18 protein-coding genes are annotated in these 22,500 nt (G+C 71.1%); 10 read left to right on the top strand and 8 right to left on the bottom strand.

Features of this window, described 5'->3' with window-relative positions; all coding sequences use genetic code 11:
• A partial coding sequence (gene dxs / locus ABD120_RS01655; RefSeq protein ID WP_425563920.1) for a 1-deoxy-D-xylulose-5-phosphate synthase occupies positions 1–1,686 on the bottom strand: 1,686 nt, incomplete at its 3' end.
• A 192-nt stretch (positions 1,687–1,878) separates the two neighbouring features.
• Between dxs and ABD120_RS01650 the strand changes: the two genes are divergently transcribed.
• The 5 genes from ABD120_RS01650 (at position 1,879) to ABD120_RS01630 (ending at position 6,207) form a co-directional block, all read left to right on the top strand.
• Positions 1,879–2,685: a neutral zinc metallopeptidase gene (locus ABD120_RS01650; RefSeq protein ID WP_343947831.1), complete on the top strand. Its 807-nt coding sequence runs from the start codon at positions 1,879–1,881 to the stop codon at positions 2,683–2,685.
• A gap of 64 nt (positions 2,686–2,749) precedes the next feature.
• Positions 2,750–3,517, top strand: a complete 768-nt coding sequence (locus ABD120_RS01645; RefSeq protein WP_343947830.1) for a neutral zinc metallopeptidase — start codon at positions 2,750–2,752, stop codon at positions 3,515–3,517.
• A gap of 35 nt (positions 3,518–3,552) precedes the next feature.
• On the top strand, positions 3,553–4,308 hold the full coding sequence (locus tag ABD120_RS01640; RefSeq protein ID WP_343947829.1) for a neutral zinc metallopeptidase: 756 nt from the start codon (positions 3,553–3,555) through the stop codon (positions 4,306–4,308).
• 58 nt (positions 4,309–4,366) lie between these two features.
• Positions 4,367–5,128 carry a neutral zinc metallopeptidase gene (locus ABD120_RS01635; RefSeq protein WP_343947828.1) on the top strand — a complete coding sequence of 254 codons (762 nt, stop codon included), beginning with the start codon at positions 4,367–4,369 and terminating at the stop codon, positions 5,126–5,128.
• A gap of 32 nt (positions 5,129–5,160) precedes the next feature.
• On the top strand, positions 5,161–6,207 hold the full coding sequence (locus ABD120_RS01630) for a DUF5685 family protein (protein WP_343947827.1): 1,047 nt from the start codon (positions 5,161–5,163) through the stop codon (positions 6,205–6,207).
• Positions 6,208–6,210: 3 nt separating this feature from the next.
• On the opposite strand, the gene ABD120_RS01625 is transcribed toward ABD120_RS01630, so the two are convergent.
• From ABD120_RS01625 to ABD120_RS01615, 3 genes are all read right to left on the bottom strand, one after another.
• Positions 6,211–6,933, bottom strand: a complete 723-nt coding sequence (locus ABD120_RS01625) for a sulfite exporter TauE/SafE family protein (RefSeq protein ID WP_343947826.1) — start codon at positions 6,931–6,933, stop codon at positions 6,211–6,213.
• Positions 6,934–7,017: 84 nt separating this feature from the next.
• Positions 7,018–9,729 (bottom strand): aconitate hydratase AcnA, encoded by a 2,712-nt coding sequence (gene acnA, locus ABD120_RS01620; RefSeq protein WP_343947825.1) that lies wholly within the window; start codon positions 9,727–9,729, stop codon positions 7,018–7,020.
• Positions 9,730–9,873: 144 nt separating this feature from the next.
• On the bottom strand, positions 9,874–10,602 hold the full coding sequence (locus tag ABD120_RS01615) for a metal-dependent hydrolase (RefSeq protein WP_343947824.1): 729 nt from the start codon (positions 10,600–10,602) through the stop codon (positions 9,874–9,876).
• A 126-nt stretch (positions 10,603–10,728) separates the two neighbouring features.
• On the opposite strand from ABD120_RS01615, the gene ABD120_RS01610 reads away from it, so the two are divergent.
• Complete coding sequence (locus tag ABD120_RS01610; protein WP_343947823.1) at positions 10,729–12,669, top strand: ricin-type beta-trefoil lectin domain protein; 1,941 nt, start codon at positions 10,729–10,731, stop codon at positions 12,667–12,669.
• Positions 12,670–12,751: 82 nt separating this feature from the next.
• Here the strand turns inward: ABD120_RS01610 and ABD120_RS01605 are convergent, their stop codons facing one another.
• Positions 12,752–14,005, bottom strand: a complete 1,254-nt coding sequence (locus ABD120_RS01605) for an MFS transporter (RefSeq protein ID WP_343947822.1) — start codon at positions 14,003–14,005, stop codon at positions 12,752–12,754.
• 61 nt (positions 14,006–14,066) lie between these two features.
• On the opposite strand from ABD120_RS01605, the gene ABD120_RS01600 reads away from it, so the two are divergent.
• The 3 genes from ABD120_RS01600 (at position 14,067) to ABD120_RS01590 (ending at position 15,842) form a co-directional block, all read left to right on the top strand.
• A complete protein-coding gene (locus ABD120_RS01600) occupies positions 14,067–14,579 on the top strand; it encodes a CGNR zinc finger domain-containing protein (RefSeq protein WP_343947821.1) in 513 nt (170 codons plus the stop codon).
• Positions 14,580–14,646: 67 nt separating this feature from the next.
• Positions 14,647–15,384 carry a PadR family transcriptional regulator gene (locus tag ABD120_RS01595; protein WP_343947820.1) on the top strand — a complete coding sequence of 246 codons (738 nt, stop codon included), beginning with the start codon at positions 14,647–14,649 and terminating at the stop codon, positions 15,382–15,384.
• Positions 15,385–15,389: 5 nt separating this feature from the next.
• Positions 15,390–15,842, top strand: coding sequence for a DUF1707 SHOCT-like domain-containing protein (locus tag ABD120_RS01590; protein WP_343947819.1), 453 nt, complete (start codon positions 15,390–15,392; stop codon positions 15,840–15,842).
• Here the strand turns inward: ABD120_RS01590 and ABD120_RS01585 are convergent.
• Positions 15,839–17,248, bottom strand: a complete 1,410-nt coding sequence (locus ABD120_RS01585; protein WP_343948238.1) for a sugar porter family MFS transporter — start codon at positions 17,246–17,248, stop codon at positions 15,839–15,841. The two genes, ABD120_RS01590 and ABD120_RS01585, sit on opposite strands and share 4 nt — an antisense overlap.
• A 109-nt stretch (positions 17,249–17,357) precedes the next feature.
• Between ABD120_RS01585 and ABD120_RS01580 the strand changes: the two genes are divergently transcribed.
• Complete coding sequence (locus tag ABD120_RS01580) at positions 17,358–18,467, top strand: hypothetical protein (RefSeq protein WP_343947818.1); 1,110 nt, start codon at positions 17,358–17,360, stop codon at positions 18,465–18,467.
• Between the two features lie 12 nt (positions 18,468–18,479).
• Here ABD120_RS01580 and ABD120_RS01575 read toward each other — a convergent pair whose 3' ends face one another.
• Both ABD120_RS01575 and ABD120_RS01570 read right to left on the bottom strand, forming a co-directional pair.
• Positions 18,480–20,987 (bottom strand): polynucleotide kinase-phosphatase, encoded by a 2,508-nt coding sequence (locus tag ABD120_RS01575; protein ID WP_343947817.1) that lies wholly within the window; start codon positions 20,985–20,987, stop codon positions 18,480–18,482.
• Positions 20,980–22,500, bottom strand: coding sequence for a 3' terminal RNA ribose 2'-O-methyltransferase Hen1 (locus tag ABD120_RS01570; protein ID WP_343947816.1), 1,521 nt, complete (start codon positions 22,498–22,500; stop codon positions 20,980–20,982). Before ABD120_RS01570 ends, ABD120_RS01575 begins: the two co-directional genes overlap by 8 nt.

Raw genomic sequence — 22,500 nt, 5'->3', positions numbered from 1 at the left:
GACGGCGCCGACCCGGCCGTTGTCCTCGACCACGACGACGAGCCGGTGCGCGGCGGCGGCGGGCACGAGTTCCTCGTCGAGCGGCATGACCCAGCGCGGGTCGACGACCGTGGCCGAGATGCCCTGGGCGTCGAGCAGCCGGGCCGCCTCCAGGCAGATGTGGGCCATCGGGCCGACGCCGACGAGCAGCACGTCGGCGCCGCTCTCGCTGGAGTCGGCGCTGAGCACGTCCATGGCGCCGAGCTTGCCGACGGGCTCGATCGTCTCGGCGACCGGGCCCTTGGGGAAGCGCACGACGGTGGGCGCGTCGTCGACGGCGACGGCCTCGCGCAGCAGTTCGGTCAGCCGCTCGCCGTCGCGCGGCACGGCCACCCGCAGGCCGGGGACGACCTGGAGGATGGACAGGTCCCACATGCCGTTGTGGCTGGCGCCGTCGTCGCCGGTGACGCCCGCGCGGTCGAGGACCACGGTGACGGGCAGCCGGTGCAGCGCCACGTCCATGAGGAGCTGGTCGAAGGCGCGGTTGAGGAAGGTGGCGTAGACGGCGACGACGGGGTGGAGGCCGCCCATCGCGAGCCCGGCCGCGCTGGTGAGGGCGTGCTGCTCGGCGATGCCGACGTCGTAGATGCGCTCGGGGAAGGCGTCGGCGAAGGCGTTGAGGCCGGTGGGGTGGAGCATGGCGGCGGTGATGGCGACGAGGTCGTCGCGCTCGCGACCGAGGCGGACGAGTTCCTCGCTGAAGACGTTGGTCCAGATGCGGCCCTTGGGCTTCTCCTCGCCGGTGGCGCGGTCGAAGGCGCCGGGCGAGTGGAACTGGTCCTCGTCGTGGTTCTCCGCCGGGGTGTAGCCCCGGCCCTTCTGGGTGAGCGCGTGGACGATGACCGGGCCGCCGAAGTCGCGCGCCTTGCGCAGCGCCGCCTCCATGGCCTGCTCGTCGTGGCCGTCGATGGGGCCGACGTACTTGAGGCCGAGGTCCTCGAACATGGCCTGCGGCGCGAGGACGTCCTTGACGCCCTTCTTGAAGCCGTGGAGCGCGTCGTAGAGAACGGGCACGTTGCCGATCTTGTCCTTGACGAAGTCGAGCATGTCCTCGTAGCGGCGGGTGACCCGCAGGGAGGACAGGTGGGAGGCCAGGCCGCCGATGGTCGGGGAGTAGGAGCGGCCGTTGTCGTTGACCACGATGACGACGGGCAGGTCCTTGATCCCGGCGATGTTGTTGAGCGCCTCCCAGGCCATGCCGCCGGTGAGGGCGCCGTCGCCGATGACGGCAACCGCCCTGCGCTCGCGCTCGCCGCGCAGTTTGAACGCCTTGGCGAGGCCGTCGGCGTACGACAGCGCGGTGGAGGCGTGGGAGTTCTCGACGAAGTCGTGCTCGGACTCGGCCTGGCTCGGGTAGCCGGACAGGCCGCCCTCCTGCTTGAGCGCCTCGAACCCGGACCGGCGGCCGGTCAGCAGCTTGTGCACGTACGCCTGGTGGCCGGTGTCCCAGATGACGGGGTCGCGCGGGGAATCGAAGACCCGGTGGAGGGCGATGGTGAGCTCGACGACGCCGAGGTTGGGGCCGAGGTGCCCGCCGAACCTCGCGCAGCTGTCGACGAGCAGGTCGCGGATCTCTCCTGCGAGGAGTGGCAACTCCTCCGCGCCGAGCCTTTTCACATCCTCCGGTCCGTTGATTGAGCCCAGCAGCGCGCCCACGTAATCAGCCCCTCCTGCTCGTTCCCGCCAACTCACCCGAGTGTAGTTCGTGAGGTGAGAAGTGATGGCAAGGTGGCAAATGAGCCCTCATTTGTCCGATCTTGACCTAGTCTTTCCATCATCATGAACACTCTCCCCTTTGGAAAACTCTCGTCTCTCGCGGCCACAGGGCTGGTGATCGCCATGGCCGCGGTAGGCACGGCGAACACGGCGAACGCGGAGGTCAGACCCGCTCAGCAGCCCGTCCGGGTCCAGCAGGCCGGCGCACAGTTCCAGCAGCAGGCGGCCCCCCGGGGCCGGGCGGCGGCGATGAACAACCCGCTCTACCGGAGCGGGCGCCTGGCCGACTCCGGGTGCGCGCCCGGCGACCTGCCCCGGGGCAGCACCGCCGCCTACCGGAAGTTCCTGCAGCGCGTCACCAACTGCCTGAACGCCACCTGGAGCACGCAGTTCCGCAAGGCCAGGATCCCGTTCACCAAGCCGCGCCTGCGGATCGTCACCGGCAAGGTCCGTACCGCGTGCGGCCCGTGGAGCTCGGGCGCCGACGGCATCTACTGCCCGACCGACCGCACGATGTACATGCTGATCACCAAGAAGCAGCTCAGGCAGCCGTACCCGCTCGGCATCAGCAGGCTGATGGCCCATGAGTACGGTCACCACGTCCAGCAGATCTCCGGCATCTGGAGCTACTACTGGTCGGCCAGGTCCGCCTCGGGCAAGTCGGGGCAGCTCCTGCTGTCGCGCCGCTCCGAGCTGCAGGCCGAGTGCTTCTCCGCGGCCTTCATGAGCACCGTCCAGGACACCCTGCCGGTCGACCCGCAGCAGTGGGAGGGCACGGTGGACTGGTTCCACAAGAACGGCCACAAGGCCTGGGCCCAGAACGACCACGGCCGGGGCCCGACCCAGGCCACCTGGATGCGGCGGGGCTTCCAGCACGCCTCGCCCGGTGCGTGCAACACCTGGAAGGTCAGCCCGCGCTACGTGAGCTGACGCCCGTTCCGATCCGGCCCTCCTGAGATCCAGGGGGGCCTTTCCTCACATAAGGTGCCTATCCATGCGTTCTCCGTTACTCGCGCTGGTTTCCGGCGCGCTGGCGAGTGTGCTCTTCGCGGGCGTCGCCCATGCCGCTCCCCCGGCGTACAGCCCGGTGCTGACCGACAACCCGATCCACAAGACGGGCCGGTTCGACCTCAGGGAGTGCAAGGAGCAGCCGGTCGACAGCGGCGACCTCGACGCCGCCCGCGTCTACCTGGAGTTCCTGCTCGACTGCATGAACACCACGTGGAGCTCCCAGCTGGCCAAGGCGAAGATCCCCTTCTCCAAGCCCCGCTTCGGGGTGATCGCCAAGCCGGGCGCGCGCACCCGGTGCGGCGCGTTCCCGAAGGGCGCCCAGGCGCTGTACTGCCCGGTCGACCGGAAGATCACCTTCCTGCTGGACGAGGCCATCCTGGAGGAGCCGTTCGAGCTGTTTCTCATGGCGGTCATGGCCCACGAGTACGGTCACCACGTCCAGTACCTCACCGGTGTGCTGAAGGTCGCCGACCGGGTCAAGGGCAAGTCCAAGACCCGGATCCTCGACGAGAGCCGCCGCGTCGAACTGCAGGCGGAGTGCTACGCCGGCGGCTTCATCGGCAGTGTGTGGCGCTCGCTCGGCCGGGGTGACTTCGACTTCCGCTACATCGTGAAGACGGCGCAGAACGGCTACGACTTCGCCACGCACGGCAAGGCCGCGAACGTCGGCTACTGGCTCAAGCGCGGCTTCGACGCCGAGTCGCCGGACTCCTGCAACACCTGGAAGGCCCCGAAGTCGCGGGTCTCCTGACCAGCCCTGCGATATTTCGTCTAAGATCCGCGATCGTGCGCATTCGCCATTTCGCCCTGTGTGTGGGCATGGTCGCGGGTCTGACCGTTTCTGGGACCGCGCGCGCGGAAAGCGCGACGCCGCCCGCTCTCAGCCAGAACCCGATCTACCGCTCGGGCCCCACCACGCCGATGGCGTGCGCGGTGCCCGCCATCCGGCGCGGCAGCCTCCGCTCGCTCAAGTCCTTCCACCGGGCCATGGCCCGCTGCGCCGACCGGTTCTGGGCGGGCCGGTTCAGGGCGGCGGGGTTGCCGTACAGTTCGCCGAAGGTGGAGATCACCACGGGCAACGCCTCCGCCTGCGGGCGGGTCACCACCCACGGTGCGCAGTACTGCCCGCAGCAGCGCACGGTCGTCATCCGCGTGATGCGACGCGACCTGACCGACCCGTTCCGGATGAACATCGCGCACTCCGTCGCGCACGAGTGGGGCCACCACGTACAGGAGCTGAGCGGCATCCTCGACGCGCGCACCACCGTCTACCTGACCTCCTCCGACGAGGAGCGCACGACCCTCAGCCACCGGCTGGAGATGCAGGCCGAGTGCTTCGCCGGGGTCTTCTACAGCTCCACGCTGGAGTCGATCGGGCCCGGCATCACCTGGGCCCAGTGGATCCAGGCCGTCGGCGACGCCGGCGAGAGCCGCAGCCACGGCCGCCCCCGCAACCTCGCCTACTGGCAGAACCGGGGATACACCGAGGCCGGCGCGGGTGCCTGCAACACCTGGACCGCGCCGAAGTCCCGCGTCTCGTGATCGTCAAGCGGGCGTCAAGCGGCCACCCGCACAATGCCCCATGACCTTAAGCATCCGCGTGAGCACCGCTGTGCTCACGGCCTTTGTGATCATCCCGTTCGCCTCCACGCCTGCGGCCGCCTACCCGGTCAAGGGCGAGGAACTCACCGCCAACAGCCTGTACGACACCGGTCCCGTCGAGGCCACGAGCTGCCGGGAGCCGAGCGTGCGGCCGTTCGACATCGCCCGCGCCAAGGCGTACGTCCGCGCCGTGCACGCCTGCACCGACCGGATGTGGCGGAAGCACTTCAAGGCGGCGGGCCTGCCGTACTCCTCGCCGAAGGTCACCTTCATCACCAGGAAGAACGCCCGTTTCTGCGGCGAGAAGTGGGACGCCGTCGGCGTCTACTGCGCCAAGACCCGCACGTACGCCGTCAGCCTCCTGCGCGACACCATGACAGAGCCGGACGACCTGTACCTGATGAACGTGATCGCCCACGAGTTCGGCCACCACGTCCAGGAGCTCACCGGCCTGGCCGACGCGTACGTCGAGGAGCCGTACCGGCACAAGAAGGAGATGCTTGAGCAGAACCGCCGCCATGAGCTGCAGGCCGAGTGCCTGTCCGGGGTTGTCATCGGCGGCCTGTGGGACTCCCTCGACCGCTCCTCCGCCGACTGGAGGGACCTGCTGGCCATCGCCGCCGACTCCGGCGACGATGCCACCTCGGACAGAACCCACGGAGCGGACCGCAATGTCAGGTACTGGCTCGGCAGGGGCTTCCGGGCGGCCTCGCCCGAGGCGTGCAACACCTGGACGGCGCCGTCCTCCCGGGTCGCCTAGCAGGCGTCCGCCGTCCCACGGATCGAGGATCGATGTTCGGCATCGTACGGCCGTGCCAGCAGGGGATGTGTGACGGGCACTTCTCCGACTGGCTGGGCCATCTGTGCGGGTTGTGCCTCGCGTTACGCGACGAGCACGGGCAGGCCGCCCGCCTGGTTACCAACTACGACGCGCTGCTCGTCTCGGTTCTCGCCGAGGCCCAGGTGCCCGCCGCCGCGCCACGCCGTACGGCGGGGCCGTGCCCGCTGCGCGGCTTCAGGGGCGCCGAGGTCGTCCGATCGGACGGGGCCCGGCTGGCGGCGTCGGTCTCGCTGATCCTGGCGGCCACCAAGCTGCGCGACCACGTCTCGGACGGCGACGGGCTCTACGCGCGCCGCGCGGTCGCCGCCGGGGCCGCGCGAACGGCCGCCCGCTGGACCCGGGCGGGCACCTCGACCGCCCGTGACCTCGCCTTCGATCCGGCGCCGCTGGTCGCCGCCGCCGAGCGGCAGACCGGGCTGGAACGCCGGGGCGAGGCGGGCCTGCTGGAGCTGACCGCGCCGGCCGAGGACGCGGTGGCCGCCGCCTTCGCCCACACCGCGCGCCTGAGCGGATGTCCGGGCAACGCCGAGCCCCTGGAGCGGGCCGGGCGCGCGTTCGGGCGGCTGGCGCACCTGCTGGACGCGGTCGAGGACCTCGGCGCGGACCGGGCGGTGGGAGCGTACAACCCGCTGGAGGCCACCGGCACCGGCCTGGCCGAGGCGCGCGGGCACTGCGACGCCGCCCACACCGACCTGCGGGCCGCGTTCGACACCCTGGAACTGCGACGGTCCGGGCTGGCTCGGACGCTGCTGGTGACGGAGACCGCGCGGGCGATCACGCGGGCCTTCGCGACCCCGGACGAGACGCGGCCCCCGCCACCGGGGCTGCCGAAGCAGGTGGTGGGCGGGCTGGCGACGGCCTTCTCGTGCGGCCTCTACCGCCCGCCGTGGGATCCGAAGCACCGCCGGTCCTTCTGCAAGCGCCACGACTGCGGCAACTGCCGGTGCGACGCCGACTGCGGCAGGTGCGACAACTGCTGCTGCGACTGCGGCGGCTGAGGCTCACAGCGCCTGTACGACGCTGTGCCCGATGAGCACCAGCGCGGAGGCGGACGCGACGACCAGGATGGCGATGCGGACCTTGCCGCCGTCGAGGTAGCGGCGCAGCGGGCCGGAGACCAGGAAGCCCACGACCATCGGGACGATGAGCAGCCCGCCGGTGGTGAGCGCGGCGCTCGGCAGGTGGCCGATGTAGGCGAGGAGCACCAGCGACTGGCCCGCGCTCAGGAAGAAGTACATCGCGAGCGTCGCCCGGATCTGCGGGCCTTTGGCGTTCTGGTAGACCAGGCCCATGGGCGGGCCGCCGATGCCGGTGGCCGTACCGGTGACGGCGGAGGCGAAGCCCGCGCCCATGAGGGTTCCGGCGTTGCGGGGGACGCTGATCGCGCGGGCGCTCAGCGCGACCGCGACGAGCACCATGGAGCCTACGAGGATGCCGAGCGTCTGCGTCGAGACGTAGACGACGATGAGCGCGCCGATGGCGCTGCCGGGCAGGCGGCCGATCAGCGCGAAGCCGAGGCCCTTCCAGTCGACCCGCCGCCATTCGACGGCGAGGGTGAACAGCGGCAGGGCGACGTTGACCACCTGGACGGCGCCCGGCATGATCTCCGGTTTGAGCAGGGTGAGCACCGGGGCCGCGACCAGTCCGAGGCCGAACCCGACGGCGCCCTGCACGATCGCGCCCACGAAGACCGCTACCCCACCGACGATCAGCACCAAAGCCATGTCACTCACATGACAGAGTCAACCATTCGTCAAATAACGGTCGGACCGCGCCCCCGAGGCAGCCCCCGGGGGCGCGGCCGAAGATCACTTGGCCAGGAGCGAGCGCAGGACGTACTGCATGATGCCGCCGTGGCGGTAGTAGTCGGCCTCGCCGGGGGTGTCGATGCGGACCACCGCGTCGAACTCCACGTCGCCCGCCTTCACGTGCACGGTCGCCGGGATCCCGCCGTCGTTGAGCGCCTCGACGCCGGTGATGTCGAAGCTCTCCTCGCCGGTGAGCCCCAGTGAAGCGGCCGAGGCGCCCTCGGGGAACTGCAGCGGCAGCACGCCCATGCCGATGAGGTTGGAGCGGTGGATGCGCTCGTAGGACTCGGCGATGACCGCGCGCACGCCCAGCAGCGCGGTGCCCTTGGCGGCCCAGTCGCGCGAGGAGCCGGAGCCGTACTCCTTGCCCGCGAGCACCACCAGCGGCGTGCCCTGGGCGGCGTAGCTGACCGAGGCGTCGTAGATGAACGACACCGGCGCGCCGTCGAGGGTGAAGTCGCGGGTGTAGCCGCCCTCGGTGCCGGGGGCTATCTGGTTGCGCAGGCGGATGTTGGCGAAGGTGCCCCTGATCATGACTTCGTGGTTGCCCCGGCGCGAGCCGTAGGAGTTGAAGTCCTTGACCGCGACGCCGTTGGCCTCAAGGTACTGGGCGGCGGGGGTGCCGGCCTTGATGGACCCGGCGGGCGAGATGTGGTCGGTGGTGACCGAGTCGCCGACCTTGACCAGCACGCGGGCGCCCGCGATGTCGGTGACGGGCTCCGGCTTGGACGGCATGCCGTCGAAGTAGGGCGCCTTGCGCACGTAGGTGGAGGCGGGGTCCCACTCGAAGGTGTCACCGGTCGGGATCGGCAGCGAGCGCCAGGTGTCGTCGCCCTTGAAGACGTCGGCGTAGTCGCGCTCGAACATGTCGCGCCCGATCGAGGAGTTGACGACCTCGGTGATCTCCTCGGGCGAGGGCCAGATGTCGCGCAGGTAGACGGGCTCGCCGTCGCTGCCGACGCCGAGCGGCTCGGTGTCGAGGTCGATGTCCATCGTGCCCGCGAGCGCGTAGGCGACCACCAGCGGCGGTGAGGCCAGGTAGTTCATCTTGACGTCGGGGTTGATGCGGCCCTCGAAGTTGCGGTTGCCGGACAGGACGGCGGTGACGGCGAGGTCGTTGTCCTGGACGGCCTGGGAGATCTCGGGCAGCAGCGGGCCGGAGTTGCCGATGCAGGTGGTGCAGCCGTAGCCGACCAGGTTGAAGCCGATCTTGTCGAGGTACGGCTGCAGCCCCGACCGCTCGAAGTAACCGGTGACGACCTGCGACCCGGGCGCCAGCGAGGTCTTGACCCACGGCTTGCGGTTGAGGCCCTTGTCGACGGCGTTGCGGGCGAGCAGCGCGGCGCCGAGCATGACGAACGGGTTGGAGGTGTTGGTGCAGCTGGTGATGGCGGCGATCGAGACGATGCCGTGGTCGATCTCGAAGGTGGTGCCGTCGGCCAGCGTGACCGGGCAGGACTTGCTCGGGCGGCCCGCGCTGACGGCGGGGGCGTCGGAGGCGGGGAAGCTCTCCTCGCCCGCCTCATCGTCGGCGACGTAGTCGGACACGTCGTGGCGCCAGGTGACCTTGGCGGCCGACAGCGCGATGCGGTCCTGCGGGCGCTTGGGCCCGGCGATGGAGGGGACGACGGTGGCGAGGTCGAGTTCGATGTACTCGGAGAACTCGGGCTCGGGCCCGGTGGGGTCGAGCCAGAGTCCCTGGGCCTTGGCGTACGCCTCGACGAGGGCGATCTGCTCCTCGGAGCGGCCGGTGAGGCGCAGGTAGGCGGTGGTCTGCTCGTCGATCGGGAAGATCGCGCAGGTGGAGCCGAACTCGGGGCTCATGTTGCCGATGGTGGCGCGGTCGGCGAGCGGCACGGAGGAGACGCCCTCGCCGTAGAACTCGACGAACTTGCCGACGACGCCGTGCTTGCGCAGGATCTCGGTGATGGTGAGCACCAGGTCGGTGGCGGTGGCCCCGGCGGGCAGCTTGCCGCTGAGCTTGAAGCCGACGACGCGCGGGATCAGCATGGAGATGGGCTGGCCGAGCATGGCCGCCTCGGCCTCGATGCCGCCGACGCCCCAGCCGAGGACGCCGATGCCGTTCTCCATCGTGGTGTGGGAGTCGGTGCCGACGCAGGTGTCGGGGTAGGCCTTGCCGTCGCGGATCATGACGACGCGGGCCAGGTGCTCGATGTTGACCTGGTGCACGATGCCGGTGCCCGGCGGGACGACCTTGAACTCGTCGAAGGCGGTCTGGCCCCAGCGCAGGAACTGGTAACGCTCGCGGTTGCGCTCGTACTCGCGCTCGACGTTGCGCCGGAAGGCGTCGGGGTGGCCGAAGTAGTCGACGATCACGGAGTGGTCGATGACCATCTCGGCGGGCGCCAGCGGGTTGATCCGCGCGGCGTCGCCGCCGAGGTCGCGTACGGCCTCGCGCATGGTGGCCAGGTCGACGACGCACGGCACGCCGGTGAAGTCCTGCATGATCACGCGGGCGGGCGTGAACTGGATCTCGACGCTCGGGTTGGCGCTCGCGTCCCAGCCGCCGAGCGCGCGGATGTGCTCGGCGGTGATGTTGGCGCCGTCCTCGGTGCGGAGGAGGTTCTCAAGCAGGATCTTCAGGCTGTAGGGCAGGCGCGCCGAGCCCTCGACGGCGTCGAGCCGGAAAATCTCATACGACGCGTCGCCGACGCGTAGCGTGTCACGGCTGCCGAAGCTGTTCGCGGACACGGTGGATCGCCTCCTCGGTGGACCAGATACTCAGCTCAAATCCTGCCGCACCTCAGGACCAGACCGGACGTTAGGTCACCCTAACCGGCGGGCGGCGACAGGTATCTCGACATCAAGATATCTCCATACTATCTCGACATCAAGCTAAATCGGACCGAGGCGCCAGAACAGCAACCCGATGATCGCCACCGACAGCACCGGGGCCAGGATCTTCTGCTCGAACTTCTGGCCGGTCTTGATGCCCATCTTCCACGGCAGCAGGAACCTGGCCCTGAGCGGCCAGAGCACCGGGCAGCCCTTCTCGGTCATGCAGTCGCCGAGCACATGGACGAAGGAACCCACCCCCACCGCGAGACCGAGCCACGCGTAGCCGACCCCCATCGACTGGAACACCACGAACAGCCCGGCGGTCAGCCCGATGTTGACCATAGCCGAGCCCAGCTTCTTGCCCGGGATGCCGATGCCGATCGCCCGCAGCGCGAGGCCGACGAGCAGCACGACGACGATGTCGCGGGCGATCGGATAGGCGTCGGCCAGCAGGTGGACGCCGATTCCGGCCGCCAGGGCGAAGGCGAGGGAGTGCGTCATCCCCCGGTGCCCGCCGGCCAGCCAGTTGACCGCCTTGGACAGCCCCCACGTCACCGGCCCGAACGTCTGCGCGATCGTGGCGCTCGGGTGGTCGAGGTCGGGCAGCATGGCCGCACCGGCGCAGACGATCGCACCCGCGATGAGCTCGACGGGTGTCAGCGCGGTCGCCATGATCCCGGTGTCGATGTACCGCGACGACTCGTTGAACAGCGGAATCGCCGCGAGCCCCGGAGCGAGGCCGAGCCAGGCGATGGCGCCGGTCATCGCGTGCGAATGTCCCATCATGCGAAGATCACAGAAGGTCACTGTACGGCAAAGGACCGTCGATTCCCGGGTAACGGCACGGCTTCACTTTCGTCCGAATATGAGGTTACTTATGAGTATCGCTCATATAAGCGGAGGTGCCCCCCAATGCGCTTACCCCTCGCGATCCTCGCCGCACTCACCGTGCTGGTGACACCCGCCCAGGCGGAGTCCACGGCGGCGGAGACCCCGCTGCCCGCCCGCCTGGAGACCATCCGCCAGGCCGAGGCCGTCGCCCTGTACGGCGACCCGGCCGTCCGCCCCCTCTCCCAGCGCAAGACCTCCCTCGCCACCCTCGGAGACAGCGAGATCTCCGGCGAGGGCGCCTTCGACCGCTCCCTGTACGAGCCGGGCACCGACGGCCCGGACAACTGGTGCCACCGCTCGGTCAAGGCCGCCGTCCACGTGACCGCCGTCCCCGCCGATCGCACCTACAACCTCGCCTGCTCGGGGGCGCAGACCAACGACCTCACCATCGGCGGCACCCATCAGTACGAGGAGCTGAACCAGGGCGAGAACCTGGCGATCAAGGCCCGCAACACCCGGATCAAGATGATCACCGTCGTCGCCGGGGCGAACGACACCGGCGGCCCCGAGTTCGGCCCGACGATGACGAGTTGCGTGACGCGGCGGGTGCTGTTCCAGGGCGACTGCTGGCCCGCCCAGGACCCGACCTGGGCCGCGCGGGTCGACTTCATCGTGCCGCGCGTCGCCAAGGCGCTGACCGACGTCAAGCAGATCATGGCGGAGGCCGGGTACGCCCCCGGCGACTACCGGCTCGTCTCGATGTCCTACCCGGGTCCCGGCAGTCCGGACGTCGAGGACAACCCCAACTTCCCCGGCTGGTACAACGGCGGCTGCCTCGCCTACCTGTCGGACATGGCCTTCGCCCGCAACAAGGCCGTCCCGATCTTCGAGAACGGCATCCGCAGGGCGGCCCAGCAGGCGGGCGCCCGCTACCTGGACGCCAGCCGCCTGTTCCACGGCACGGAGGTCTGCCAGGACCCGGCGTGGCTGACCGGGCTGCACGCCGTGGGCGGCGACTTCTTCAACCCGAACGCCGTGCGCCAGTCCTTCCACCCGAACACGCGCGGCCACGCCGCCTTCGCCGCCTGCCTCGGTCAGTTCTACGCGGCCGACCTGACGCAGGGCACCTGCATGAACCCGGCGGGCTCGCTCACCCCGAAGGTCTACGCCGGCCTCGCCGAGTTCAAGCGGCTGACGCACGCGGCGACGGGCAACTGCGTGGACGTCGAGGGCAACAGTTCGCGCAACGGCCGCGACCTGGTCTCCTGGCCGTGCGAGGGGACCCGCAACCAGGCGTTCTGGTACGACCCCGCCACGCAGGCGATCCACTCGCAGCTCTCGCAGGACCGGTGCGCCGACATCGACGGCGGCGCGCTGCGGGCCGGCACGGTGATCCAGGTGTGGGACTGCACGGCGAGCCCGGCCCAGCGCTGGACCTACGACGGCGCCCGTCTGCGCCCGGCCGCCGCGCCGTCGCTGTGCGCGAGCTTCCCCGGCACGGCCCGCGCGCTCGGCGACGACCTGGTGCTCGCGGCCTGCGACGGCGCCGACCGGCGGCAGGTCTTCACCTGGGACCGGCCGCAGGCACTGACGTACACGCAGTTGAAGCTCGGCGCCAAGTGCCTGGACGTGCCGGGCACCCGGCCCTCCGGCGGCGCGAACCTGCTCCTGTACGCCTGCGACGGCAACGCCGACCAGTTCTGGGGCTTCAACGCGGTCTCCGGCCAGTTGCACAACCTGGCCGACCCGGGCCTGTGCGCGGACGTGGAGGGCGGGACGACGACCCAGGGGCGGCCGGTCCAGGTCGCCGACTGCGCCTCGGCCGTCGGGCAGTACTCGGACTCGATGCGCTGGACGCTCGCGGGCGGCGTGTACGCCTCGCGCAAGGACGGCTCGTGGGTGATCGGCGCCGCGGGAAGCGCGGACGGCACGCCGGTGACGCTTCAGCGGGCGGGAACGTGGTCGGCGGGCCAGAGCCGGACGCCGGACCCGTGGAAGTTCCTCACGGTCGACATCTACTGAAAGGCCGGGAAACGCAGACGAGGTCGTTTCCAGCGGCGACAGCACCCCCCAGCCCTGCCGACGCGGAACGACCTCGTCTGCTCTAGTTAACGGTAGTCGAGGGACTCCTGTTCCCAGATTCCGCAACTTTTTCGTGATCTGCCTCACTCTCTTTGATCTCTCGTTCGGTGACGGAACGGAGGAAGGGGACAAAGACGACGGCGGCTAGAAGCGCGAACGCCAGGAAAGCCTCCCTTACTCCCACAAACTGGGCGAGTAGCCCGGCGAGGAGGGTCGCGATGGGCATCGAGCCGTAGGAGAGCAGACGGGCGGCGGCGCCGTACCGGCCGAGGAGTTCGTCGGGAACACGGCGCTGCGAGATCGTGCGGGCGTTCACGGTCCAGAGCGTGCCGCCCATGCCGCCGAGGAAGGCGGCGGCGCCGACCGCCCACACGTTCGGCAGCGCGAACGGGACGAGCACCATGAGGAAGGTGGCGACCAGGTCGGCGAACAGCGCCCAGCGCACCCCGGCCACCCTGTTGACCCACACGGTGGCGACGGCGCCGACCAGTCCGCCGACGCCGATGGTGCTGATGAGCAGGCCGAAGCCCTGGGGGCCGAGGCCGAGGACCTGGGTGGCGTAGACGGGCAGCAGGGCCAGCCAGGCGGCCCAGGAGGCGCCCAGCACGGTGACGGTCAGGTTAAGCGTGCGCAGCAGCCGGTCGCGCCACAGGAACCGCAGCCCCTCGCGGATCTCGCCGGAGACCGTCTGCCGCTGCTCGGCACGGCGGGCGCGGAAGCGTCCGGCCAGCAGGGCGAGCAGCACCGCGCCCAGCGCGAACCCGGCGGCGGCCGAGCCGAGGGCGAAGGAGACGCCGATGCCCACGAGCAGGCCGCCGACGGCGGGGCCGGCGAACTCGTTCATGAGCGTCTCGGCGCCCGCCATCCAGGAGTTGACCCGGGTCAGGCCCTTGGCGGGCACGGCGGCGGGCACCAGGGCGCCGACGGCGGCGGTGGCGATCACCTCGGAGACGCCCAGGGCGAGCCCGGTGGCGTACAGGACGGGAAGGGAGGCCCAGCCGCCGAAGACGGCCGCGAGGAGCACGCCGACGGCCAGGAGGCGGCCGAAGTTGGCCAGGACCGCGATCCGGCGGCGGTCGCCCCTGTCGACGAGCACGCCCGCGTGGAGGGAGACGAGCAGCCAGGGCAGCGTCAGCGTGAACGGGACGATCGCCACCAGGGCGGGAGAGTCGGTGATCGCGACGGCGGCCAGCGGCAGCGCGACCCGGGAGACGCCGTCGGCGAGGTTCGTGACCGCGGTGAAGCCGACGAGGACGGCCTCGTTCCTGGAGCGCATTTCTACCACCTATCGCAATGGACCAGATGGATTCTAACCATCTAAGTGATTAGATGGAATAGTGCTGACACCATCGCCTTCGACGAGCCTGATCGAGTCCTTCGCGAACACCGTCGACATCGAGGAGGACACCGACCTGCTGTCCACCCTTGAGGGCCTGCGGACCTGGCTGGACGCCCGCGACCTGCCCGCCGAGGCCGACACCGCCACCCTCGAACGCGCGCGCGTGCTGCGCGCCGGGATCAGGGAGCGCCTGCTGGCCGCCAACGGCGGGCGGCCGGACGAGGCGGCGGTCGCCGCCGCCGACGCGGTGCTGGCCGGGCTGCCGCTGACCGTACGGCTGAGCGTCGAGGAGCCCCTTCGGGCCGACGGCGCGCTGGCCGCGATCGGGGCGGCCTGGGCCACGACCGTCGCCACCGGCGAGTGGCAGCGGCTCAAGCGCTGCCCCGACCACGACTGCGCCTGGGTGTTCTGGGACGGCACCCGCAGCCGCACCCGCCGCTGGTGCTCGATGCGCGTATGCGGAAACCGGGCCAAAGCCCGCGCCCACGCGGAACGGCAGCGGACGACGTAGGGTTGTTGTCGACATGTTCTCGATATATCTTTGAAGCATCGAGAGCGTTCGACAGAAGGAGAACAACATGACATCGGCACAAGCGTCCGGCGGGTCCTGGTACGACCCCGGAGAGATCGCGCGCGCTGCCAAGGAGGCCCTCAACGCCGTCGCGGGCGCCTTCGAGCAGCACGCCGGACACCACGGACACCACCACCGGAGCGGGCACCACGAGCACAGGGGACGCGGCAACCGCGGTCCCGGCGGGCCGTTCGGCTTCGGCCCCGGGGGGCCGTTCGGACCCGGCGGGCCCTTCGGCCCTGGGGGGCCGTTCGGCGGCAAGGGCGGCTGGGGCGGCCGGCCGCGCAAGGCCAAGCGCGGTGACGTCCGCGCCGCCATCCTGGCCCTGCTGTCGGAGGAGCCGCGCAACGGCTACCAGATCATCCAGGAGATCGCCGAGCGCAGCGAGGGCGGCTGGCGGCCCAGCCCCGGCGCGGTGTACCCGGCGCTGCAGCAGCTCACCGACGAGGGCCTGGTCGTCCCCGACGAGAGCGAGGGCCGCAAGACCTTCCGCCTCACCGACGCGGGCCGCGCCTACATCGACTCCCACGCCGACGAGGTCCGCGCCCCGTGGGACGAGATGCGACCCGACATCGACGACAACACCGCAGATTTGTGGGATATCGCAAGACAATCCGCGTTTGCGATGATGCAAGTACTGCAGACTGGATCTGACGCCCAGATCCGCGAGGCCCGCAAGATCCTCGCGGACACACGGCGCAGGCTCTACCAGATCCTGGCAGACGGCGACCCCGACGAGGAGTGAACCCGGTGGACTCCCGCGACCTACGCATCGGCGACGCGGAACGCGAGCAGACGACGGCCTCCCTGCGCGAGCACTACGCGCAGGGGCGCCTCACCCCCGAAGAGCTCGACGAACGACTCGACGCGACCCTGGCCGCCAAGACCTTCCGCGACCTGGACTCGATCACCGCCGACCTGCCCGGCGAATGGCAGAACAGGCGGGCGCCCGACCTCCCGGCGGGCCTGCCCCGGTTGCACGCACCCTGGCACGGGCCGTTGCACGGGGCGATGCAGGCCCGCCGGGCCGGTTTCCTCGACAGGTTCGGCCGCCTGCCGATCGGGCGGATCATGCTCGCCGTCGCCGTCGTCGGACTGGTCCTCGGCGGGATCGGCACGGCCTTCCGGTTCCTGCTGCTCGCGTGGATCGTCATCGGCGTGGTCGCCCTCGTCAACCGCCGCGCCCACCGGCGCGACGGCTAACCCATCTCCTCCAGCCTGCGGCCCTTGGTCTCCCGCACCCACACCAGGACGAACCCGAACGACAGCACCGCGAACAGGGCGTACATCGCGTACGTCAGCGGCAGGTTCCACTCCGCCAGCGCCGGGAACGTGACCGTGATCAACCAGTTGGCGAGCCACTGGGCGGCGGCGGCCACGCCCAGTGCGGCGGCGCGGATCCGGTTGGGGAACATCTCCCCCAGCAGCACCCAGACCACCACACCCCACGACAGCGCGAAGAACAGCACGAACAGGTTGGCCGCCACCAGCGCGACCGGCCCCTGCGGGTCGGGCAGCACCACCCCGCCGGCTGTGCCACCCACCTCGCGGGCCGCGCTGAAGGCCCACGCCGCCGTCGCCAGCGACACCGCCATGCCCGCCGAGCCGATCAGCAGCAGCGGCCTGCGGCCGATCCGGTCCACCAGCGAGATCGCGATGAACGTGCCCACGATGTTGATCACGGAGCTGGAGAAGCTGATGAGCAGCGAGTCGCTCTGGTTGATGCCGACCGACTGCCACAGCACCGACGAGTAGTAGAAGATCACGTTGATGCCGACGAACTGCTGGAACACCGACAGCACGATGCCGACCCACACGATCGGCAGCAGCCCGAGCGCCGGGCCGCGCAGGTCCTTCGCCGTCGGCCGCACCTCGCTGCGCAGCACCTGCCTGATCTCGGCCACCCGGGCGTCGAGGTCGGTGTGCTCCCCCTCGACCTCGGCCAGCACCGTACGCGCCTGGGCGGTGCGCCCGGCCTGGACGAGGTAGCGCGGCGACTCGGGGATCGTCGAGGCGAACAGCAGGTACAGCAGCGCGGGCACCACGCAGGCACCCAGCATCCACTGCCATGCCTGCAGGCCGAGGACCACGTTGTTGACGTTCCCGCCCGCGATCCGCGCGATCACGTAGTTGACGAGCTGCGAGACCGCGATGCCGAGCACGATCGCGAGCTGCTGGAAGGATCCCAGCCTGCCCCGGTACGCCGCCGGCGCCACCTCGGCGATGTAGGTCGGCCCGAGCACCGAGGCCATCCCGATGCCGAACCCGGCCAGCAGCCGCCAGAACGCCAGGTCCCAGATCGCGAACGGCAGCATCTGGCCGATCGAGCTGACCGCGAAGACCACCGCCGCGACCTGCATCGCCCGCGTGCGCCCCCACCGGTCGGCCAGCCCGCCGCCCACCCAGGCGCCCAGCGCGGAACCGAGCAGGGCGATGGCCACCACCAGCCCGGTCTCCACCGAGCCCACGCCGAAGTGCTTCTGGATGCCGGTGACCGCGCCGTTGATGACCGAGCTGTCGTAGCCGAACAGGAACCCGCCGATGGCCGCGGCCGCCGTGATGAACACGACATGGCCGAGGTGTTCCGCATGGGGCTGCGCTCTCGCCATGCCCGTGATGTACCCCTTGGTGACTGTCCGCACCGCTGCGATTGCGCAATCTTGAACCGGACCCGGCATGCGCCCGAGACGGCGCGGGCAGGCGTGCTAGCGTCGCGCCGTGAGCACCGATCCGCTGCCGTTGCTGTGGCTGCACGGCCCGCCGGGCGTAGGGGCCTCGTCCGTCGGGTGGGAGGTGTTCTCCCGGCTCGGCCGCGACGGCGTCACCACCGCCTTCGCCGACGGCGACCGGCTCGGCCTGTGCTATCCCGTCCCCGACGGCGACACGCTCCCGCTGCGCGCCCGCGCGCTGGCGGCGCTCTGGCCCAACCTGCGCGCGGCCGGGGCCCGGGGCGTGGTCATGTCCGGCGTCCTCGACGGCCGCGAAGAGCTCGACCTCTACGCCAAGCTGCTGCCGGACGCCCAGTTGATGCCGTGCCGCCTGCGGGTGCCGCCCGAGGTGCTGCGGGCCCGCTACCTGAGCTGGGGCTGGCGGCCCGACCTGGCCGAGGCGGCCGTCGCCGACGCGCTCGCGGACGACGACGACCTCGGCGGCACCTGCCTCGACCTGGGCGAGCTGGGAGTGACCGAGGCGGCCCGCCTGGTCTGCGAGCAGGCCGTCACCTGGGACGCGAGCCCGGCCGACCCCCCGGCCGCCCACTGGCCCGGCGCCTCCCCCGCGACCGAGCCGATCATCTGGTTCTCCGGCCCCACGGCGGTCGGGCGCTCCACGGTGACGAGGGGTGTCTTCAGCCAGCTCGTCCTGCCGGGCGTGCCGGTGGCCTACGTCGATGTGAAGCAGCTGTGCGCGGTGCGCCCGGCGCCCGCCGACCCACGCCCGCTGGTGGCGCGCAACCTGGCCACCCTGTGGGAGTGCTACCGCGACGCGGGCGCCCGCGTCCTGATGGTCTCCGGCGGCCCCGACTCCGACCAGGACGTCGCCGCCTATCTCGCCTACCTGCCCGAGGCCACCCCGATGGTCTTCCGCCTGCACGCCTCCCGCGAGGCGCTGGCCGAACGGGTCGAGGCGCGCGGGCGGGGCACCGGGCCGAAGGAGCCGGGCGACGAGCTGCACGGGCTCGACGCCGACTCCCTCGCGGCGGTGGCCGCCCGCGCGGCGGCGGAGGCGGCCCGGATGGAGCAGGCGGACATGGGCGACATCCGCATCGAGACCACCGGCCGCTCGGTCTACCAGACGGTCGTGGAGATCATTCAGCGCCTGTCCGACTGACGACCCGGAGCGCTACAGCCTCGGGTCCACGGGTTCGGTCTCCAGGGCGAGGACGCCGAAGACCGCCTCGTGCACCCGCCAGGTGGGCTCGCCGTCGGCCAGCCGCGACAGCGCCTCCAGGCCGAGCCAGTGCTCCCGCAGGGCCAGCGAGCGCTTCTTGCCGAGGAAGCGCCTGCGCAGGATGTCCAGCGACTCGGTGTAGTCCGGTCCGTAGATGATGCGCAGGTACTCACGGCCGCGCACCTTCACGCCCGGCTGCATCCGGCCCTCCCTCGCCGGTACGGCGGGCTTGACCACCATGCCCTCGCCGCCCTGCGCGGTCAGCTCCTCCCACCAGGCCACGGCCGAGTCCCGCTCGGCGTCGGAGTCGAGGTCGACGAACCGGTGCCGGGTCTGCTGGATCATCGGCGAGTCGAGCGCGCCCAGCGTCTCCAGGTGCCAGGCGTGCGGCTCCAGCGCGGCGTTGCGCCCCTCGTGGGCGAGGATCTGGAACGGCGCCAGCCGTACGCCGTCCAGCCCCTCGACCGGCCAGCAGTAGCGCGCGTAGGCGTCCCGGAAGCGGGCCGCGTTGTCGTGGCGGCGGCGGGTGCGCTCAAGGAGCGCGCCCACCTCGACGCCGCGCGCGGCGGCCGCCTCCAGCGCCGCCGTGGCCAGCGGCAGCGAGGTCCGGGCGGCCGCGCCGACCGAGGCGTACTGCGACCTGATCAGCTCGACCGCCTTCGCCGACCACGGCAGCAGTTCGCCGTCGAGGACCACCCAGTCCGAGCCGAGCGCCTCCCACAGGGGCTCGCACGCGGCTCGCAGGCCGTCCACGAGCGGCCGGGTGTCGCCGAAGAACCGGCGGCCGGTCCGCGTGAAGACCTCGCCGGCGCGGCCGTCGTCGACGCCGAAGCGCGCGGCCGCCACCTCGGGCGTGCGCGCGAGTACGGCGACCGCCCGCGAGCCCATGTGCTTCTCCTCGCACACCACGTGGCGCACCCCGGCGGCGGCGAACTCCGCGAACGCCTCGTCCGGGTGCTCCAGGTAGCCGTCGCGCCCGGACGTCTCCGGCGGCGCCATCGTCGGCGGCAGGTAGACGAGCCAGCGCGGATCGACGGCGAAGCGGCTCATCACCTCCAGCGCCCCGGCCGCGTTGGTGTCCAGGATCTTGACCGGGCGGCCGAACCTGTTCTCGATATGCCGGGTGCCCTGCACGTCGCCGATGTCGAGGCGGCTCGGCGTGCGCCCGGCGCCGCCCAGCGGCTTGACCGAGGTGTACCAGGTCTGCTCGGCGGGCACGGAGACCAGCTCGCGCGACGGGTAGCGCAGCGCGGTCAGCCGCCCGCCGAAGACGGCGCCGGTGTCGAGGCAGATGGTGTTGTTGATCCACTCCGGGGTGGTCGTCGGCGTGTGGCCGTAGACGACCATGGCCCGGCCCCGGTACTCCTCCGCCCACGGGTAGCGCACCGGCAGGCCGTACTCGTCGGTCTCGCCGGTCGTGTCGCCGTACAGGGCGAAGGCGCGCACCCGCCCGGAGGCCCGGCCGTGGTATGCCTCCTTGAGGCCCGCGTGGGCGACGACGAGTTTGCCGTCGTCGAGCACGTAGTGGCTGAGCAGGCCGTCCATGAACGTGTGCGCCCGCTTGACGAACTCCTCGTCGCAGGCGGCGAGCTGGTCGAGCGACTCCTGGAGCCCGTGGGCGACGCGCACCTTGCGGCCGTTGAGCGCGCGGGCCAGCTTCTGCTCGTGGTTGCCGGCCACGCAGAGGGCCGTTCCCGCCTCGACCATGTCCATGACGATGCGCAGCACGCCGGGGGTGTCCGGGCCCCGGTCGACCAGGTCGCCGACGAACACCGCCGTCCTGCCCTCCGGGTGGTGGAGGCCCTGCCAGCCCAGCTCGGCCAGCAGCGACTCCAGCTCCGCGCGGCAGCCGTGCACGTCGCCGATGATGTCGAACGGGCCGGTGAGGTGGCGCAGGTCGCTCCACGAGCGCTCGTGGACGATCTCGGCGTTCTCGACGGCCTCCACGCCGCGCAACACGTGCACGCGGCGGAAGCCGTCTCGGTTGATCTTGCCGAGCGAGCGCCGCAGGTCCTTGCGCTGCCTGATCACCACGCCGGGGCCGAAGTCGCGCTCGGGCCGGCTCCGGTTCCGCTCGATCGCCACGTCCTCCGGCACGTCGAGGACGATCGCGTCGGCCAGCACGTCGTGGCGCTTGGCCAGCTCGATCAGGCTCTGCCTGGCCGGGTACTGCACGTTCGTGGCGTCGACCACGGTGAACAGGCCCCGGCTCAGCCGTACGCCCACGATGTGGTGCAGCAGGTCGAAGGCCGCCGGGGTCGCCGCCTGGTCGTTCTCGTCGTCGGAGACCAGGCCCCTGCAGTAGTCGGAGGAGATCACCTGCGTGGGCTTGAAGTGCCTGGCGGCGAAGGTGGACTTGCCGCTGCCCGAGACGCCGACCAGCACCACCAGCGACAACGCGGGCACGCCGAGCGCGACGCGGTCCTTCGCCGCCTCGGCGACGTCCTGTGTGTCAGTCACGGTGGAACACTCCCATCTGCGTCGGTGCGCCCAGCTCCGGGTCCTGCTCACCGATCGGTTCGTAACTCACGCCGTACCCGTAGGCGGCGCAGACGCTGTCGCACCAGGCGGCGAACTCCGCCCGCGTCCACTCGAAGCGGTGGTCGCGGTGGCGCATCCCCGTGAGGAACTCATAGCGCGGGTTGTATTCGACATTGGGGGTGGTGACCAGGACGTACCTGGGCTTCGCGGAGCCGAACACGACCTGTTCGAGGGCGCCGAGCCGCTGCGGGTCCACATGCTCGATCACCTCCATGAGGACGGCGGCGTCGTATCCGGCGAACCGCTTGTCCGTGTAGGTGAGCGAGCCCTGGAACAGCTCCAGCCGGGCGCGCTTGGAGTCCGGCATGCGGTCCAGGCGCAGCCTGCGGGCGGCGATCATGAGCGCGAACGCCGAGACGTCCGAGCCGCCGACGCGGGTGTGGCGGGGTCTGGACAGCAGCGCGCCGACCAGGTCGCCCTGGCCGCAGCCGAGGTCGATGACGCTGTTGACGCCGAGCCGGTCGAGGGTGTCCAGAACGGCCTCGCGGCGCAACAGGTTGAGCGGCTTCGGCCGGGCGGGATCCTGTGCGGCCCCGTCCTGGGTGGCCCCTTCTTGGGCGGGCCCGTCCGGCGCCGGCTCGGTCTCGGTTCGCGTCGCCCGCTCCGGTTCCCGCGCGGTGGCGTCCTGGTCCGGCGCCTGCGCGTCCTGCTCGGAGGTGTCGGCCTCCAGCGGGACGGCGGAGTCCAGCTGCTCCTCGGTGTCGTCGCCCAGCTCGGCCAGGCGGGCCAGGGCCGTACGGGCCAGGGACCACCTGCGGCCGAGGTAGCGGCGGGCGATCACGCCGCGCAGCGGATGCTCGCGCAGCCAGCCCTCACCGGCGCGCACCAGCTTGTCCACCTCGTCCGGCGCCACCCAGTAGTGCTTGTTGTCGTCGAGGACGGGCAACAGCACGTACAGCTGGTTCAGGGCGTCGGCCAGACGCAGGGTCCCGCGCAGCGTCAGCCGCACGTAGCGGGAGTCGCCCCACTCGGGGAAGCCCTCGTCCAGTGGCACGGCCTGCGCCTCGACCGCCCAGCCGAGTGGCGAGAAGACCCCTTCGGCCAGTTCCGCGCCGCCCCGGCAGACCAGCGTGATCTCCAGTGGCAGCGGGCGGCCGGGCAGCTCCGGCCGGGCCTTGCAGCGTCCGCCCCTGGCCGTCCGGTAGACGTCGGCCAGGGCCACCGCCATCAGCGAGGAGGCGGCGTAGGGGCGGTCGTTGACGTACTGGGAGAGGCTGAAGTCGGCGGAGGTCTTGCCGCGCGAGCGCACGAGGGCGACGGGGTCGACGTCGAGCAGCAGCGCGGCGGTGCAGCGGTCCTCGCCCGCCTCTGGGTAGAACACGGTCGCGGTGCCGAAGGACTGGCCGAACTCCTGCACACGGTCGGGATGTTTGTGCAGCAGGAAGCCAAGGTCGGTGGCCGGCCTCGCGGTGGTGGAGATCGTCAGCAACAC

The sequence above is a fragment of the Nonomuraea longicatena genome (genome assembly GCF_039525605.1).
Lineage (GTDB): Bacteria > Actinomycetota > Actinomycetes > Streptosporangiales > Streptosporangiaceae > Nonomuraea > Nonomuraea longicatena.
The sequence above is the reverse complement of the archived record's forward strand: the minus strand, read 5'-3'. Positions and strand labels throughout refer to the sequence as shown.

Bases quoted from the DNA above. Each gene is read 5' to 3' on its own strand.
- ABD120_RS01585 (WP_343948238.1), bottom strand. From the start codon at position 17,248: ATGGCGAGAGCGCAGCCCCATGCGGAACACCTCGGCCATGTCGTGTTC.
- ABD120_RS01610 (WP_343947823.1), top strand. From the start codon at position 10,729: ATGCGCTTACCCCTCGCGATCCTCGCCGCACTCACCGTGCTGGTGACA.
- ABD120_RS01615 (WP_343947824.1), bottom strand. From the start codon at position 10,602: ATGATGGGACATTCGCACGCGATGACCGGCGCCATCGCCTGGCTCGGC.
- ABD120_RS01595 (WP_343947820.1), top strand. From the start codon at position 14,647: ATGACATCGGCACAAGCGTCCGGCGGGTCCTGGTACGACCCCGGAGAG.
- ABD120_RS01625 (WP_343947826.1), bottom strand. From the start codon at position 6,933: ATGGCTTTGGTGCTGATCGTCGGTGGGGTAGCGGTCTTCGTGGGCGCG.
- ABD120_RS01645 (WP_343947830.1), top strand. From the start codon at position 2,750: ATGCGTTCTCCGTTACTCGCGCTGGTTTCCGGCGCGCTGGCGAGTGTG.
- ABD120_RS01630 (WP_343947827.1), top strand. From the start codon at position 5,161: ATGTTCGGCATCGTACGGCCGTGCCAGCAGGGGATGTGTGACGGGCAC.
- ABD120_RS01650 (WP_343947831.1), top strand. From the start codon at position 1,879: ATGGCCGCGGTAGGCACGGCGAACACGGCGAACGCGGAGGTCAGACCC.
- ABD120_RS01605 (WP_343947822.1), bottom strand. From the start codon at position 14,005: ATGCGCTCCAGGAACGAGGCCGTCCTCGTCGGCTTCACCGCGGTCACG.